The 14,859-nt window shown below is 74.6% G+C and carries 10 protein-coding genes; 5 read left to right on the top strand and 5 right to left on the bottom strand.

Annotation, left to right across the window (positions count from 1 at the left end; genetic code table 11):
- Window positions 1-18 precede the first annotated feature (18 nt).
- Both J5O08_RS00385 and melA read right to left on the bottom strand, forming a co-directional pair.
- A complete protein-coding gene (locus J5O08_RS00385; RefSeq protein WP_218704877.1) occupies window positions 19-1,245 on the bottom strand; it encodes a Gfo/Idh/MocA family protein in 1,227 nt (408 codons plus the stop codon).
- A 141-nt stretch (window positions 1,246-1,386) separates the two neighbouring features.
- Window positions 1,387-2,706 (bottom strand): alpha-galactosidase, encoded by a 1,320-nt coding sequence (gene melA / locus J5O08_RS00380; RefSeq protein WP_218704876.1) that lies wholly within the window; start codon window positions 2,704-2,706, stop codon window positions 1,387-1,389.
- A 172-nt stretch (window positions 2,707-2,878) separates the two neighbouring features.
- Between melA and J5O08_RS00375 the strand changes: the two genes are divergently transcribed.
- From J5O08_RS00375 to J5O08_RS00355, 5 genes are all read left to right on the top strand, one after another.
- Complete coding sequence (locus J5O08_RS00375) at window positions 2,879-4,669, top strand: ATP-binding protein (protein WP_218704875.1); 1,791 nt, start codon at window positions 2,879-2,881, stop codon at window positions 4,667-4,669.
- Window positions 4,670-4,844: 175 nt separating this feature from the next.
- A complete protein-coding gene (gene uxuA, locus J5O08_RS00370) occupies window positions 4,845-6,026 on the top strand; it encodes a mannonate dehydratase (RefSeq protein WP_218704874.1) in 1,182 nt (393 codons plus the stop codon).
- A gap of 20 nt (window positions 6,027-6,046) precedes the next feature.
- A complete protein-coding gene (locus J5O08_RS00365) occupies window positions 6,047-7,078 on the top strand; it encodes a LacI family DNA-binding transcriptional regulator (protein ID WP_218704873.1) in 1,032 nt (343 codons plus the stop codon).
- Between the two features lie 129 nt (window positions 7,079-7,207).
- Window positions 7,208-8,644, top strand: coding sequence for a glucuronate isomerase (gene uxaC, locus J5O08_RS00360; RefSeq protein WP_218704872.1), 1,437 nt, complete (start codon window positions 7,208-7,210; stop codon window positions 8,642-8,644).
- Window positions 8,641-10,059 (top strand): mannitol dehydrogenase family protein, encoded by a 1,419-nt coding sequence (locus J5O08_RS00355; RefSeq protein ID WP_218704871.1) that lies wholly within the window; start codon window positions 8,641-8,643, stop codon window positions 10,057-10,059. Before uxaC ends, J5O08_RS00355 begins: the two co-directional genes overlap by 4 nt.
- A gap of 319 nt (window positions 10,060-10,378) precedes the next feature.
- On the opposite strand, the gene J5O08_RS00350 is transcribed toward J5O08_RS00355, so the two are convergent.
- The 3 genes from J5O08_RS00350 to J5O08_RS00340 are packed head-to-tail and all read right to left on the bottom strand — an operon-like array spanning window position 10,379 to window position 14,845.
- On the bottom strand, window positions 10,379-12,592 hold the full coding sequence (locus J5O08_RS00350) for a beta-galactosidase (protein ID WP_218704870.1): 2,214 nt from the start codon (window positions 12,590-12,592) through the stop codon (window positions 10,379-10,381).
- Window positions 12,585-13,280, bottom strand: a complete 696-nt coding sequence (locus J5O08_RS00345; protein WP_218704869.1) for a DUF624 domain-containing protein — start codon at window positions 13,278-13,280, stop codon at window positions 12,585-12,587. Before J5O08_RS00345 ends, J5O08_RS00350 begins: the two co-directional genes overlap by 8 nt.
- Complete coding sequence (locus tag J5O08_RS00340; protein WP_218704868.1) at window positions 13,277-14,845, bottom strand: xylan 1,4-beta-xylosidase; 1,569 nt, start codon at window positions 14,843-14,845, stop codon at window positions 13,277-13,279. The genes J5O08_RS00345 and J5O08_RS00340 overlap by 4 nt, the downstream gene beginning before the upstream one ends.
- Window positions 14,846-14,859 lie beyond the last annotated feature (14 nt).

Below are 14,859 nucleotides of genomic sequence, written 5' to 3'. Positions count from 1 at the left end.
GCTGGTGGTGCCGCGGGGCTAGGCCTGCGGGGCGGCGATCCGCCGGAAGTGGGCGACGACGTGGGCGGGCAGCTCGGGCACGTCGACCGGCCGCGAGCCGTCCCGCAGCGACGCGGCGGCGAGCGACCCGGCGGCGACCGCCTCGCGGGCGGCCAGCGGGGAGACGACGGTGGGCGCGCCGTCGACGACGTGGTCGAGGAACTCGCGCATCGACTCCAGGTCGGCGTCCGCGTGCCCGCTGTCGACCCCCTCGACGACGTACTCGGCGTCGCCGGCGAGCTGCCACTCGTGCCGGCGGTTCCACACCCGGACGACCGCGTCGTTGGTGTCGCCGAAGTTCTCCAGCCGGCCCTCGGTGCCGATGACGGTGTAGTTCCGCCAGTAGTCCGGCGTGAAGTGGCACTGCTGGTAGCTGGCCATGACCCCGTTGTCGAGCGTCATCATCATCATCGAGACGTCCTCGACGTCCACGACCGGGTTCAACCCCGTGGCCGCGGCCGGCGGCCAGTTGTCCAGCGAGAACCAGTCGGGCATGAGCTCGCCCGTGCGGTCCCGGCGGTCGGTCACGTCGCCGTAGACCATGAGGTCACCCATCCCCACGACCCGGCGGGTGTACCCGTGCGCGAGGTAGTGGACGATGTCGATGTCGTGGCTGGCCTTCTGCAGCAGCAGCGTGTTGGTGCGCGAGCGGTCGGCGTGCCAGTCCTTGAAGTAGTAGTCGCCGCCGTTGCCGACGAAGTGGCGCACCCAGACCGCCTTGACCTCGCCGATCTCGCCGCGCTCGATCACGCCGCGCATCACCTTGACGAAGGCCGAGTGGCGCATGTTGTGCCCGATGTACAGCGGCGTGCCGGTCTCGGCGGCGGTCGTGAGCACCGCGTCGGCGTCCTCGAGCGTGATCGCGAGGGGCTTCTCGACGTACGACGGGATGCCGGCGCGCAGGAGCTGGACTGCGATCTCGGCGTGCGTGTCGTCGGGCGAGGTCACGATCGCGACGTCGAACCCGCCGGCCGCGATCAGCGACGCGGTGTCGTCGTGGACGGCGATGTCGCCGAACGAGGCGCGGGCGCGGGCGCGGCCGTCCGCGTGGATGTCGGCAGCGGCGACGACGGCGGAGCCGGGGCGGACGGTGGCGACGTGGTGCGCGATCGAGGACCGGGCGCCCACGCCGATGACGGCGACCCGCAGGCCGCTCGATCCGCTCGTGATGCTCGATTCTGATCGAATCACCGGTGTTTCGCTCATGATGTGAGTGTAGACCGAACCCTGCGGCGGAGGGAACACCCGCACGCGGGCCGCTCTCCTACCGCGCCGCGGGCGCACGAAGAAGAGGACGGCGCCGCCCGGTCGGGGCGGCGCCGTCCTCTCCGTCGGGACGCGCGGGGGCTACGGCAGCACGAGGTCGACCTCGCCACCGAGCGCGCGCGGGAGGTGGGCGCGATGCGCCTCGGTCAGCTCGTCGCACAGCGCCCAGATCTGCTCCGGCGTGAGCGTCGCCGCGGCGTTGCCGTCCACCAGCACCGCCTGCCGCACCGCCCGCGGGTCGCCGGTCAGCGCTGCCTGCACGGTGAGCTCGGCGACCGACAGCATCGTCCGGTTGAGCGCCGCGCCCGCCGTCGGGATCGACCCCACCGCGACCGGGCGGACCCCGTCACCGTCGACCACGGCCGGCACCTCCACGACCGCCCCCTGCGGGAGGTTGTCGATGTACCCCGCGTTCGGCACGTTGACGTGGATCTTCCGCGCCGTGCCGGTCAGCAGCGAGTGGATGATCTGCGGCGCGTACTCCGCGGCGCCCTCGTCGGGCAGGTCGAGCGGCTCGCCGGCGGCCAGCTGCCGCCGCACCTGCTCCACCTCGGCCAGGTTCTTCTCCGAGATGTCGAGGTAGACGAGCGGCTCCAGCCGGTACTGCGCGACCTGCTCGTCCGACCGCAGGAACCAGGGCAGGTACTCCGAGGAGTGCTCCGACGTCTCGGTCGGGTAGTACCCGATCCGGCGGTACATCTCGACGCGCACCCGGCGCAGCAGCTCCGGGTCCTCCGCGAGCTTCGCCTCCAGCAGCGGGTACAGGCTCTCGCCGCCGCGCGACCACTCGGTGAGCCACGCCTGGTGGTTCACGCCCGCGGCCGCGTACTCGACCTCGTCGAACGGGACGCCGACCAGCTCGGAGAGGTCGTTCGCGGTCCAGTACACGGAGTGGCACAGCCCGACGACCTTGATCTCGGGGGCGACGACGGACCACCACCACACGTTGAGCGTCATGGGGTTCGTGTAGTTCAGCACCCAGGCGTCGGGGCAGACCTCGCGCACGTCGCGGGCGATCTCGGAGATCACCGGGAAGGTCCGCAGCCCGCGGAACACGCCACCGACGCCGGTGGTGTCGCCGATGGTCTGCCGCAGCCCGTAGCGGGCGGGGATCTCCAGGTCCTTGCGCGTCCCGTCGACGCCGCCGACCTGGATCATGATGACGACCGCGGTCGCACCCTCGAGCATCTCGCGCCGGTCGAGCGACGCCGTCACGCGCACCGGCTTGCCCAGGCGCTGCGCGACGTGCTCCGCGGTGCCGCGGGCGATCGCGAGGCGGTCGGGGTCGATGTCCTGCAGGGCGATCTCCAGCTCGGGGAGGTCGTCGTAGCGCAGGATGTCGACGAGCAGCTGGCGGGTGAACACGGCGGATCCGGCGCCCAGGAACGTGATGCGAGTCATGCGTGCCATCCTCGGGGCGCGACCCGCGTTTATGCAAGGACCTGACGCGATCTGCAGGTTTCGCTCACGATCACGCATCACGAGACCCGGGTTCGGCGACGACCGCATCGGCGGGACAGAGGTGTTTTGCAGTGTCTTGCACTCGCGCGACAGGTTTGCCAAACTGCAAAACATGGATGAGGACGCCGTCCGGGCGCAGGTCGAGCGGCTCAGACGGCTGGGCGCGGAGCCGACCGGTATCGAAGTGAAGGCCGCTGTCGGCGGGCTCCCGAAGACGACCGGCGAGACGCTGTCGGCGTTCCAGAACGGCTCCGGAGGGGTGCTGCTTCTCGGCCTCTCCGAGTCCGATGGGTTCGTCCCGGCTGCCGGGTTCGACGCCGCGCGCATCAGGGACGCACTGGCCGGTCTGTGCCATGAGGACATGGAACCCCCGATCCGCGCCGACATCGAGATCGTGCCGTTCGAGGACGGTCGGCTCGTCTACCTCGAGGTGCCTGCACTCGATCCGCTGCGTCGTCCCAGTCACATCCGCCGGAGAGGCCCCTACGGCGGGTCCTTCATCCGGAGCGGCGATGGCGACCGGCACCTCACCTCCTACGAGGTGACCCAGCTGCTGTCCAACCGGACACAGCCGGTCGACGACCGTGAGCTCGTCGTCGGAGCGCAGATGGCCGACCTCGACGCGGACGCCGTGGCAGCCTTTCTCCGCAGGCTCCGCCAGCTCCCGAACCGCGCGTTCCGCGATGTGACCGACGAGGTCGCGCTGACGCGGGCCGGTGTCGTGGGTCCGGCGGACGACGGCACGATCCGCCCGACGCTTGCCGGCCTGCTCTCGCTGGGCAGCTACCCGCAGCAGTTCCTGCCGCAGCTCTTCGTCTCGTTCGTCGCGCTCCCCGGCCTGTCGCTGGGTGAGACATTGCCCGACGGGACGAGGTTCCTCGACAACGTCACCTGCGACGGCACCATCCCGGAGATGCTGGACGGCGTGATCGCGGCAGCACGGAAGAACATGCGGAAGGCCGCCGTCATCATGGGTGCGGGACGGGAGGACCGTTACGACTACCCCGTCGACGTCATCCGTGAGCTGGTGGTGAACGCGCTGCTGCATCGTGACTACTCCTCCGGGGCGCGTGGAATGCAGGTCCAGGTCGAGCTCTATCCGGATCGCCTCGTCGTGAAGAGTCCGGGTGGTCTCTTCGGTGACGTCGTCCCCAGTCAGCTGGGAGTCGAGGAGGTCTCCTCGACCCGCAACGCGACGCTCGCCCGCATCCTCGCCGACCTGCCTGGAGCCGACGGCATGCCGGTGAGCGAGAACCGCGGGTCCGGGCTGGCCCACGTGCTACAGCGGCTGCGGCGCGCCGGCATGAGCCCGCCGACGTTCGATGTCACCCCCGGGCACGTCCACGTCACCGTGCCGCAGCATGCCCTGCTCGACCCAGACACCGTCGCGTGCATCAGCGCCCTCGGAGCGGCGAACCTGACGGACGAGCAGCACATCGCGCTCGCTCTGATGCGGAACACGGGATCGGTCTCGAACGAGATGCTGCGCGCATGGGGAGTCGAGTCGCACGCAGCGACGGCAGCCCTCCGAGGCCTGGTGCATCACGGGCTCGCGCTGAAGACCGGCGGACGTCGGTACGCGACATACGAGCTGGCGGACGTGGACGACGAGCCCGGGCGCTTCGCGGGACTCGACGACGCCGCTCCACCTCCGTCGCCCTCGTCGGGATCCCGACCTGCGGACGGTGCACGCCAGGACAGCTCGCTCGAGGCGGTGGTCCAGGCCATCCGGGCGGGAGACGTCACCACCAAGGCGATCGCCGCTCGGCTCCGGATCAGCTACTGGACGGCGACGCGCCGGATCAACACCTTGCTGGAAGCGGGTCGCATCGATCAGACGGCCCCGCCGCACAGCCGGATGCGCACGTTCGTCGTGCGGGAGGGTGCCGACCCGACCTCGTGATCGGCGCCGCGCGCGCCCGCGAGGATGTCGAACACGGCCACGTGCGTGCACGCACGCGCTGCCCAGGGCGCCGAGCAACTTCCGGCAACCGGTTGCCCCCCACCCTCCGCCCCGGCGACGCTGCTGACCACGCGGGGCGGCACCGGCGCCGCCCCACACCCCGGGAGGGACGGCGATGGAGCACACCTGGCGCTGGTTCGGCGACCGCGACCCGATCACGCTGGCGCAGGTCCGCCAGACCGGCGCGACGGGCGTGGTCACCGCCCTGCACGACATCCCGAACGGAGAGGTCTGGCCGGTCGAGGCGATCGAGGCCCGGCGCGCGCAGATCGAGGCCGCGGGCCTGGTGTGGTCGGTGGTCGAGAGCGTCCCGGTGCACGAGGACGTCAAGCGCGGTGGCCCGCTGCGGGACCGCGCGGTCGCGGCGTACCAGCAGACGATCCGCAACCTCGCGGCCTGCGGGATCGACCTGGTCTGCTACAACTTCATGCCCGTCCTCGACTGGTCCCGCACGGACCTCGGCCACCCGCTGGAGGACGGGACGTGGGCGCTGCGGTTCGACGCGGACCAGCTCGCCGCGTTCGACCTGTTCCTGCTCCGCCGACCCGGCGCGGCCGCGGAGTACGACGCGGAGCAGACCGCCCGGGCGCGCGCCGTGCTGGACGCGATGGACGACGCGGCCCGGGAGCGGCTGGTCGACACGATCCTGCTCGGGCTCCCCGGCTCGGAGGAGCGGTACACGCTCGACGAGTTCCGCACCGCCCTCGCCACCTACGACGACGTGGACGCCGACGCGCTGCGCGGCAACCTGTCGTCGTTCCTCCGGGAGGTGGTGCCGGTCGCGGAGGAGGTCGGCCTGCGGCTGGCGATCCACCCCGACGACCCGCCGCGCCCGCTGTTCGGGCTGCCGCGAGTGGTGTCGACCGCCGAGGACGCGCAGCACCTGCTCGACGCGGCCCCCTCCCCCGCCAACGGGCTGACGATGTGCATCGGCTCCTACGGGTCGCGCGCGGACAACGACGTGGTCGCGATGACCCGGCGGTTCGCGGAGCGGATCTACTTCGCGCACCTGCGGTCGGTGCGGCTGCAGGACGGCGGCCGGAGCTTCTACGAGGCCCCGCACATCGCCGGCGACGCCGACATGGTCGCGGTGATCGCGGCGCTGGTCGCCGAGGAGCGCCGGCGCGAGCGCGAGGGCGGCCCGCGGCTGCCGATGCGGCCGGACCACGGGCAGCGCATGCTCGACGACCAGTTCCGCGAGACCTACCCGGGCTACTCGCTGATCGGCCGGCTCAAGGGGCTGGCGGAGCTGCGCGGGGTCGAGCAGGCGGTCCGCTCGCTGCTCCCGGCGGCGTAGCAGCACCCTACGATCGCGGCATGGTGGAGGCCGACGGGGGCAGCGAGCCGCGGACGACCCGCGCGCCGACGATCTACGACGTCGCGCAGGCGGCCGGCGTCGCGGCCTCGACGGTGTCCCGGACGTTCGCCCGGCCGGGCCGGGTCAACTCGCAGACCGCGGAGCGGGTGCGCGCGGCCGCCGCAGCGATCGGCTACCGCGCGAACCCGGTCGCCCAGGCGCTGTCGACCGCCCGGACCCGGATGATCGCGGTCCTCGTGTCCGACCTGGCCAACCCCATCTACGCCGAGCTGCTGCGCGGCGCGCAGGTCGCGGCGTCCGCGGCCGGGTACGGGGTGCTGGTCGAGGACACCCGGGAGGACGCCGGGATCGAGCGGGAGACCGCGGAGCGCATCCTGCCGATGGTCGAGGGGGTGCTGCTCACGTCGTCGCGGATGTCGGACGCGGCGATCCGCGGCGTCGCCAAGCAGCGGCCGCTGGTCGTGATGAACCGCGGGCTCGCCGACGTGCCCTGCGTCGTGGCGGACGAGCAGCGGGGCGCGCGGCGCGCCGTCGAGCACCTCGGCGAGGCCGGGCACCGCGACCTCGTCTACGTGGCCGGCCCCGACGCGTCCTGGCCGAACGGCGCGCGGTGGCGGGCGTTCAGCGACGCGTGCCAGGAGCTGGACATCACCGGCCGGCGGATCGGGCCGTTCGAGCCGACGTTCGCGGGCGGGTTCGAGGCGGCGCTGGCGCTCGGCGGGTCGCGGGCGTCCGGGGTGCTGGTGTTCAACGCGCTCATGGCGGTCGGGGTGATCCGCGGGCTGCAGCAGGCCGGGCTGCGGGTGCCGGAGGACGTGAGCGTGGTCGGGTTCGACGACGTGCTGATCGGGCAGATCGTCTCCCCCGCGCTGACCACGGTGTCGTCGCCGCTGCAGGCGATGGGCGCCACCGGTCTGCGGAACCTGCTCGCGCTGGTGAACGGGGCGCGGTCCCGCGGGGAGCCCGTCGTGGTGCCCGCGCGGCTGGTGGTGCGGGAGTCGTCGGGGGCCGTGGCGGCACGCGCGGGCTGACGCCGGCCCGCCGGGCGGGACGGTGGCCGCGGGCGTCGTCGGGCGCCCGCCGCGGGGGCGCCGCCCGGCACCGGGGCAACTCATGGCAACCGCTTGCAGCCCCGCCCCGCCGCCTCGAACCATGGCCGCATGACAGCGCTGTCGACCCCCGTCGCCCCACCCCGGCTCGCGCCGCACCCCGACCGGCTGCTGCCGGCGGACCCGGCGACGCGGTCGGTCGCCCGCGAGCTGTACGCGTCGGTGCGGGACCTGCCGATCGTGTCCCCGCACGGGCACGTCCCGGCCCGGTGGCTGGCCGAGGACGCCGCGTTCCCCGACCCGACCGCGCTGCTCATCACGCCCGACCACTACCTGACCCGCCTGCTGCACGCGCGCGGCGTGCCGCTCGAGGACCTCGGCGTCGGGGTGGCCGACCCGACGCCCGCGCAGTCCCGGGCCGCGTTCCGGCTGCTGTGCCGGCACTGGCCGACGTTCCGCGGCACGCCGGTGAAGCTCTGGCTGGAGCAGGTGCTGGTCGAGGTGCTCGGCGTCGACCTGGTGCCGTCCGAGGCGAGCGCCGACGACCTGTACGACGCGATCGCCGCCCGGGTCGCCGAGCCGAGCTTCCGGCCGCGGGCGCTGTACGACCGGTTCGGGCTCGACGTGCTCGCCACGACCGACGACCCCTGCGACGACCTCGCCCACCACGCCGCGCTGCGCGCCGACCCGACCTGGCACGGCCGGGTCGTGCCGACGTTCCGCCCCGACCGGTACCTGGAGGCCGGCGCCCCGGGCTGGACCGAGCGCGTCGACGCGTTGGGCGAGGTCGCCGGGACCGACACCGGCACGCTCGCGGGCTGGGTCGACGCGATGCAGCGCCGGCGGGAGCACTTCGCGGCGCACGGCGCGGTGTCGTCCGACCACGGCCACCGGGACGCGGCGATGGCCCCCCTCGACCCGGCCGACGGCGAGCGGCTGTACGCCGCGGCCCGGGCCGGGACCGCGACCGCCGCGGAGGCCGAGGCGCTGCGCCGGGGCCTGCTGTTCGAGATGGCGCGGATGTCGAGCGAGGACGGCCTCGTGATGACGCTGCACCCGGGCGTCCGCCGCGACCACCACGCGCCGTCCCGCGAGCGCCTCGGCACCGACATCGGCGCCGACATCCCCGTGACCGTCGAGTTCACCGAGGCGCTGCGCCCGGTGCTGCACGCCTTCGGCACGCACCCGCGGTTCCGGCTGGTGGTGTTCACCATCGACGAGACGACGTTCTCCCGCGAGCTCGCGCCGCTGGCCGGCTTCTACCCGTCGCTCTACGTCGGGGCGCCGTGGTGGTTCCTCGACGCGCCCGACGCGATGGAGCGGTACCGGGCGGCCGTCACCGAGACCGCCGGGTTCGCCAAGACCTCCGGGTTCGTCGACGACACCCGCGCCTACCTGTCCATCCCCGCCCGGCACGACGCGAGCCGGCGCGCAGACGCCGCGTACCTGGCCCGGCTCGTCGCCGACCACCGGCTGACCCTCGACGAGGCGCACGAGACCGCCGTCGACCTCGTCACCACCATCCCGAGAGAGGCGTTCCGGCTGTGATCACCCTCCCCGAGCACCGCCTGACCACCCCCACCGGCCTGCGGCTGTCCCGCGCCGCCGGCCACGGCCGCCCCGCCGCGCCCGTGCGCGTCGTGCACCTGGGGCTGGGCGGCTTCTTCCGCGCCCACCAGGCCTGGTACACCGACAACGCCCCCGACGCCGCGGGCTGGGGCATCGCCGCCTTCACCGGTCGCTCCCGCACGCTGGCGGAGGCACTGGCCCCGCAGGACGGGCTGTACACGCTGGTCACCCGGGCCGCCGACGGCGAGCGGTTCCGCGTCGTGTCGAGCGTGTCGGCCGCGCACGGCGGCGACGAGCACGACGCCTGGCTGGGCTACTGGGCGGACCGCGCCGTCGCGGTCGCGACGTTCACCGTGACCGAGGCCGGTTACGTCCGGACCGCGTCCGGCGCGCTCGACACCGACCGCGGCGACGTGCGGGCCGACGTGGCCGCGCTGCGCGCCGACCGGCACGGGCCGGTGCGGACCGTCCCGGGCCGGGTGGTCGCGGGCCTGCGGCTGCGCCGGGCGACCGGGGCGGGGCCGATGACGCTGCTGCCCTGCGACAACCTGCCCGAGAACGGCGCCGCGCTGCGCCGGGTGGTGCTGGAGCTCGCCGACCTCGTGGACCCGGCGCTCGCCGAGTGGGTCGGCGACCACGTCGCGTTCGGCACCACGATGGTCGACCGGATCACGCCCGCCACGACCGACGCCGGGCGCGAGGCGGTGCGCGCCGCGACCGGGCTCGCCGACGCCGCGCCCGTCGTCACCGAGCCGTTCTCCGAGTGGGTCGTCTCCGGGGAGTTCCCCGCCGGCCGGCCGGCGTGGGACGACGCGGGCGCGCAGCTCGTCGAGGACGTGCTGCCGTTCGAGCAGCGCAAGCTCTGGCTGCTCAACGGCGCCCACTCGCTGCTGGCCTACGCGGGCGGCTCCCTCGGCTACCGGGCGGTGGCGGACGCGATCGCGGACCGCCGGCTGCGCGGCTGGGTCGAGACGTGGTGGGACGAGGCCGCCCGACACCTGGACCTGCCCGCCGACGAGGTCGGCGCGTACCGGCGCGCGCTGCTCGACCGGTTCGGCAACCCGCGGATCGAGCACCTGCTCGCGCAGATCGCTGCGGACGGCTCGGAGAAGCTGCCGGTCCGGCTGGCGCCGGTGCTGGTCGCCGAGTGCCGGGCGGGGCGGGTGCCCGCCGGGGCCGCCACGACCGTCGCGGCGTGGGCGCTGCACCTGCGCGGGCTCGGGGCCCCGGTCGCGGAGGCGCGGCCGGAGCGGGTGGCGGGCCTGGCGGACGGTGACCTCCCGACGTCGGTCCGCGCGGTCCTGGACCGGCTGGACGCCGGGCTGGGCGGCCACGAGCCCCTGGTCGCGGCGGTCCTGGACCAGGCCCGCGCCCTGGAGTTCCTGGCCGCCTGACGCGCGCGGCGCGTGTCGCCGCCGAGCGTCGCCCTCCCGGCCGCCCCGCTCGCCGCCCACTCCCTCGCCGAGCTTGCACTACTTGCGGGGTTCCGCTCGTTCGAACCCCGCATCTTCTGCAGTCTCGGCGGCCCGGCTCCGCCCCGCCCCGCCCCGACCCGGCCCGGCCGGCCCGGCCCGGCTCCGCCCCGCTCCCGTGTCCGCGTGGGATCTCGTCGCCGAGAATGCAGTTGATGCGGGGTTTCGGGCCCCCGAACCCCGCACCTTCTGCAGTCTCGGCGGCTGTCGTCCGTGAGGTACCCCGGCTGCGTCGCGCGAGTCAGGCCCGGCGGAGGACGACGACGTCCGCCGGGGCGAGCGTCACGCGCTCGCCCGCCGTCCACCTGCGGTCCGTCAGGAGGTCCGTGCCGTCGGCGTGCGCCTCGATCGTCACTGGGTCGGTGCCGTGGTGCAGGAGCAGGTCGACGCGGTCGCCGGTCGTCGTGATGCGGGTCGCGAGCTCCAGGCCCGGGACGTCGGCGTACGGGCCGAGCAGGTCGTGCCGGGCGAGCGCGGTGCGGACGACGTGCGCCAGGCCCTCCTGCGCGAGCTCGGTGCCGAGGTACCAGACGTGGCCCTCGGCGGGCTCGGCGCCTGCCGGGGCACCGGTCGCGGCGTCGCCGACGGCCCGGGCCGCGCGTGCCGTGCCCCCGCCCGCCCCAACGCCCGCCGCCGGCACCCGGTTCCGGGTCACCGCCGGCTCGCCCGCGTAGAAGTCGGCGCCGTACCGCGCCATCACCTCGGCGCCCTCGGGCACCAGCACCTCGAAGACCATCCGCCCGTCGACGACCGGCCCGTCCTCGCCGTCCTCGCCGTCCCCGCCGCCCGACCCGCCGATCCCGCCCGCGAACACCACCGGGTTCACCACCCCCGGCTCGGCCGCGTCGGTCTCCGCGACCCGCACCCCCGCGAGCCCCGCCAGCGGCCCGGGGACGTCGGCGAGGAACCGCCGGTCATCCTCGTCGACCCGCCCGGACAGGTACCCGGTCAGCACTGTCCCGCCGCGCGCCGCCACCTCCGCGAGCCGCCCGGCCAGGTTGCCCTTGACCAGGTGCAGCAGCGGTGCCGCCACCACGTCGTACCCCGACAGGTCGGCGGTCACCGGGACGACGTCCACCTGCGCGCCCGCGTCCCAGAACGCCCGGCCCCACTCCAGCAGCGTCGGCAGGTACTTCACGAGGCGGTTCGGCCCGTCGGCCATCTCGACCGCCCACCACGAGTCCCAGTCGACCAGCAGCGCCGTGCGTGCGGGCGTCCGGGCGCCGAGCAGCGCGTCACCGAGCCGCGAGAGCTCCTCCCCCAGCCCCGCCACCTCCCGGAACGCCCGGGTGTCGAGCCGGCCGGAGTGGTCGAGCACGGCGCCGTGGGTCATCTCGCAGGCGCCGCGGGACGCCCGCATCTGGAAGAACAGGACGGAGTCGGCCCCGTGCGCGACGGCCTGCCAGGACCACAGCCGCATGATCCCCGGGCGGCGGACCGGGTTGACGTCCCGGGACGCGGTGACCGTCGGGGTCTGCTCCATCAGCCAGAACGGTGCGCCGTCCTTGAGCCCGCGCATCAGGTCGTGGGTCAGCGCGGTGCGCCAGGGCTCGTCGGAGCGCGGCGGGTAGTTGTCCCAGGACGCGAAGTCGAGGTGCGGGGCCCAGCGGTGGTAGTCGAGCGGCTGGAAGAACCCCATGAAGTTCGTGGTCACCGGCAGGTCGGAGTGCGCGCGGATCGCGGCCTTCTCCTCGGCGAACTGGCGGATCGCGTTGTCGGTGCTGAACCGGTAGTAGTCGAGCGTGATGCCCTGGAACGCCGTGTACCCGCGACCCTTCCAGTGCTCGGTGAGCGCGCTGGGCGGCTCGATCTCGTCCCAGTCGGTGAACCGGTGCGACCAGAACGTCGCGTTCCACGCCTCGTTCAGCGCGTCGAGCGTGCCGTACCGGGCGCGCAGCCAGAGCCGGAACTCGGCGGCACACAGGTCGCAGTAGCAGGCCCCGCCGTCGCCGCCGTACTCGTTGCCGACGTGCCAGGCGATGACGGCGGGGTGGTCGGCGTACCGCTCGGCGACCCGGCCCGCGATGCCCGCGGCGAGGCGCCGGAACGCCGGGGACGACCAGCACGCGTTGTGCCGCTGGCCGTACCGGTGCTTGCGCCCCTCGAAGTCGACGCGCGTCACCTCCGGGTACGCCCGGGCGATCCACGGCGACAGCGCACCGGTGCCGGTCGCGAGGCAGACCTGCCGGCCCTCGTCGGCGGCGCGCTGCACGATCTCGTCGAGCACGGTGAAGTCGAAGGTGGCCTCGGCGGGCTGGGTCAGCGACCAGCTGAACACCCCGAGGGTCACGGTGGTGATCCGGGCGGCGTCGAACGCGGCGTAGTCGGCGTCCCAGACGTCCTTGCCCCACTGCTCGGGGTTGTAGTCGCCGCCGTAGGCGATCGACGGGGTGCGCGGCAGCCGCGCCGGGGTCGGTGCGGGCGCGGGGGTGCGCAGCGGCGTGGCGTCAGACATGGACGGTGAACCTCTCGGTGACGTCGGCGACGAGCGGGCGGGCCATGGCGTGCAGCAGCAGCACGCCGGCCCAGGCGAGCAGGACGGTGACCACGTCGAACGCCAGCACGGTGACCGCGGCGCCGACCAGGAGCAGGCACAGCACCCCGAGGCTGAACCGCCACTGCGGCACCACCTCGGCGAGCGCGATCCGCACGGCGTCCCGCAGCCGGAACGCGAACCTGGCCTGCAGCACGGCGAGGTGCCCGCCGACGACGACGAGCAGCGCCGCGAGCACCAGGCCCGCCGGGCGCAGCGCTGCGCCCCCGGGCACGACCTCGGCGTGCGCGGCGTTCACCGCCAGCACGGCGGAGACGGCCAGCAGCGGCGCCCACCAGCGGAGCGTGCCGAGGGCGTCGCGCCGGTACGCCCGCCAGAACCCGCGCGCGGGCGACAGGTCCGGGTCGACCTCCCACGCGCGCGCGGCGGCGAGCCCCGCGACCACCGCCGGCCCGACGGGCAGCAGCGCGGCGGCGAACAGCGGCAGGTTGGCGGCGGACCGGTCGAGCAGGACGAGCAGCACGGCGGTCGGCAGGGTGGTCAGGACGAGCAGCGCCTCGAGGACGAGCACCCGGTAGACCGCCGCGGCCCCGCGGGACAGCGGGCCGCGCCCGACCTCGTCGTCGGTCCAGGCCCGGGCGGCGCTCACCGCGCACCCCCGGCGCCCGGCCCGGCGCCGTCGGCCCCACCCGGCGGCGCAGCAGCCCCCAGCAACCGCCCGTCGTGCGTCCACGCCGGCGCCTGGTCCGGCGCCCCGGCCACCTCGACCAGCGCGATCCCGTGCCGCCCGAGCGCCACGTCCACGACCCGCCGCCCCGCGTCGGCGGCGACCCGGCGGACGAGCAGCGACGGGGCCGACGCGTCGTGCAGGTCCGCGAGCGCCCGGTGGTCCGGCGCGAGCGGGCTGCCCATCGCCTGCCAGGCGGTGCGCACGTTCCCGCGCTCGGCGTCGACGTGCCGCTCGGTGACGACCGCGGGCCCGGCGCCGGGCAGGTCGAGCCGGACCCGGTGCCCCGCCTCGGCGGGAGCGGCGCCGTCGAGCGGCTGCCAGAGCAGCGCCGTCACGCGCCCGTCGGGGTGCCGCGTCACGAGGTGGTCGGCCCCTCGGGCCAGCACCGACGACCCGAGCCGAGCCAGGAACGCGTACAGGTGGAACACCGGCTTGCGCAGCTGGCGGTGCCCGAGCAGGCCGAACCCGCCGTGCAGCGGCGCGGTCGGGATGCCGACCTCCTCGAACACGTCGCACAGCGTCCAGTAGGAGAAGGAGTCGACCAGGTCGCCGCCGCCGGCGAGCACCGGCGCGAGGTAGGCGGCCTGGTACGCCGTGTCGTGGATCGGGTTGTCCGGCCGGTACGACGAGGAGAACTCCGTGATGTGCACCGGCAGCCCGGCCAGCGCGGTCCCGGCCAGCAGCGACCGCGGCGTCGCGAACTGGTCGAGCAGGTCCTGCGGCGGCCGCAGCGTCTGGTAGGTCCCGAACGGCACGTGCTGCGCCGGCCCCGAGGTGTACGCGTGCTTGCTGACGAAGTCGCACGGCACCCCGGCCTCGGCGACGTGCTCGGCGAACCGCGGCAGCCAGTCGTCGGCGCCGGGCGACACCGCGGGCCCGCCGACGGGGATGTCGGCGTCGACGTCCTTCACGGCGCGCGCGGTCACGTCGTACAGCCGGTGGTACGCGGCCTCGTCGGCTCCCTGCCAGAAGAACGGCAGGTTCGGCTCGTTCCACACCTCGACCGGCCAGGTGCGGACGGTCTCGATCCCGTACCGGTCGACGAGGTGCCGCAGCAGCGCGCGCACCAGGTCGGCCCACGCGTCGTGGTCCCGCGGCGGCGTGACGTTGCCCCGCCACCAGAACTGCGTCTGGTCGCCGGACGCGAGCGCGGCCGGCATGAACCCCAGCTCGAGGAACGGCGCCATGCCCGCGTCCAGCCAGGTGTCCACCACCAGGTCGAGGTACGCGAACCCGTACCGGGTCCCCGACCGGCCCTCGTGCGACCAGGGCTGCACCAGCCCCATGTCGTCGTGCAGGATGCCGTGCGCCCGGGTGGCGCCGAACCCGATCTCGTCCTGCACCACCGCGAGCGAGTCGCGGTAGTCGGCGTGCAGCACCTCGCGGGTGCGGCCGGTGCCCACGCAGGCGCGCCAGGCGGGCGGCAGGGTGCCGACGGGCTCGGACGGGACGACGACGGCGGCGGGTGCGCCGGTGCTGGTCATGGTGGCTCTCCGGT

The organism is Cellulomonas sp. PS-H5, from assembly GCF_019265565.1.
In the GTDB taxonomy this organism is placed as follows: Bacteria; Actinomycetota; Actinomycetes; order Actinomycetales; family Cellulomonadaceae; genus Cellulomonas.
Note: the sequence above shows the minus strand (reverse complement) of the source record. Positions and strands in the feature narration are given on the sequence as shown.

Bases quoted from the DNA above. Each gene is read 5' to 3' on its own strand.
- J5O08_RS00385 (WP_218704877.1), bottom strand. From the start codon at position 1,245: ATGAGCGAAACACCGGTGATTCGATCAGAATCGAGCATCACGAGCGGA.
- melA (WP_218704876.1), bottom strand. From the start codon at position 2,706: ATGACTCGCATCACGTTCCTGGGCGCCGGATCCGCCGTGTTCACCCGC.
- J5O08_RS00375 (WP_218704875.1), top strand. From the start codon at position 2,879: ATGGATGAGGACGCCGTCCGGGCGCAGGTCGAGCGGCTCAGACGGCTG.
- uxuA (WP_218704874.1), top strand. From the start codon at position 4,845: ATGGAGCACACCTGGCGCTGGTTCGGCGACCGCGACCCGATCACGCTG.
- J5O08_RS00365 (WP_218704873.1), top strand. From the start codon at position 6,047: ATGGTGGAGGCCGACGGGGGCAGCGAGCCGCGGACGACCCGCGCGCCG.
- uxaC (WP_218704872.1), top strand. From the start codon at position 7,208: ATGACAGCGCTGTCGACCCCCGTCGCCCCACCCCGGCTCGCGCCGCAC.
- J5O08_RS00350 (WP_218704870.1), bottom strand. From the start codon at position 12,592: ATGTCTGACGCCACGCCGCTGCGCACCCCCGCGCCCGCACCGACCCCG.
- J5O08_RS00340 (WP_218704868.1), bottom strand. From the start codon at position 14,845: ATGACCAGCACCGGCGCACCCGCCGCCGTCGTCGTCCCGTCCGAGCCC.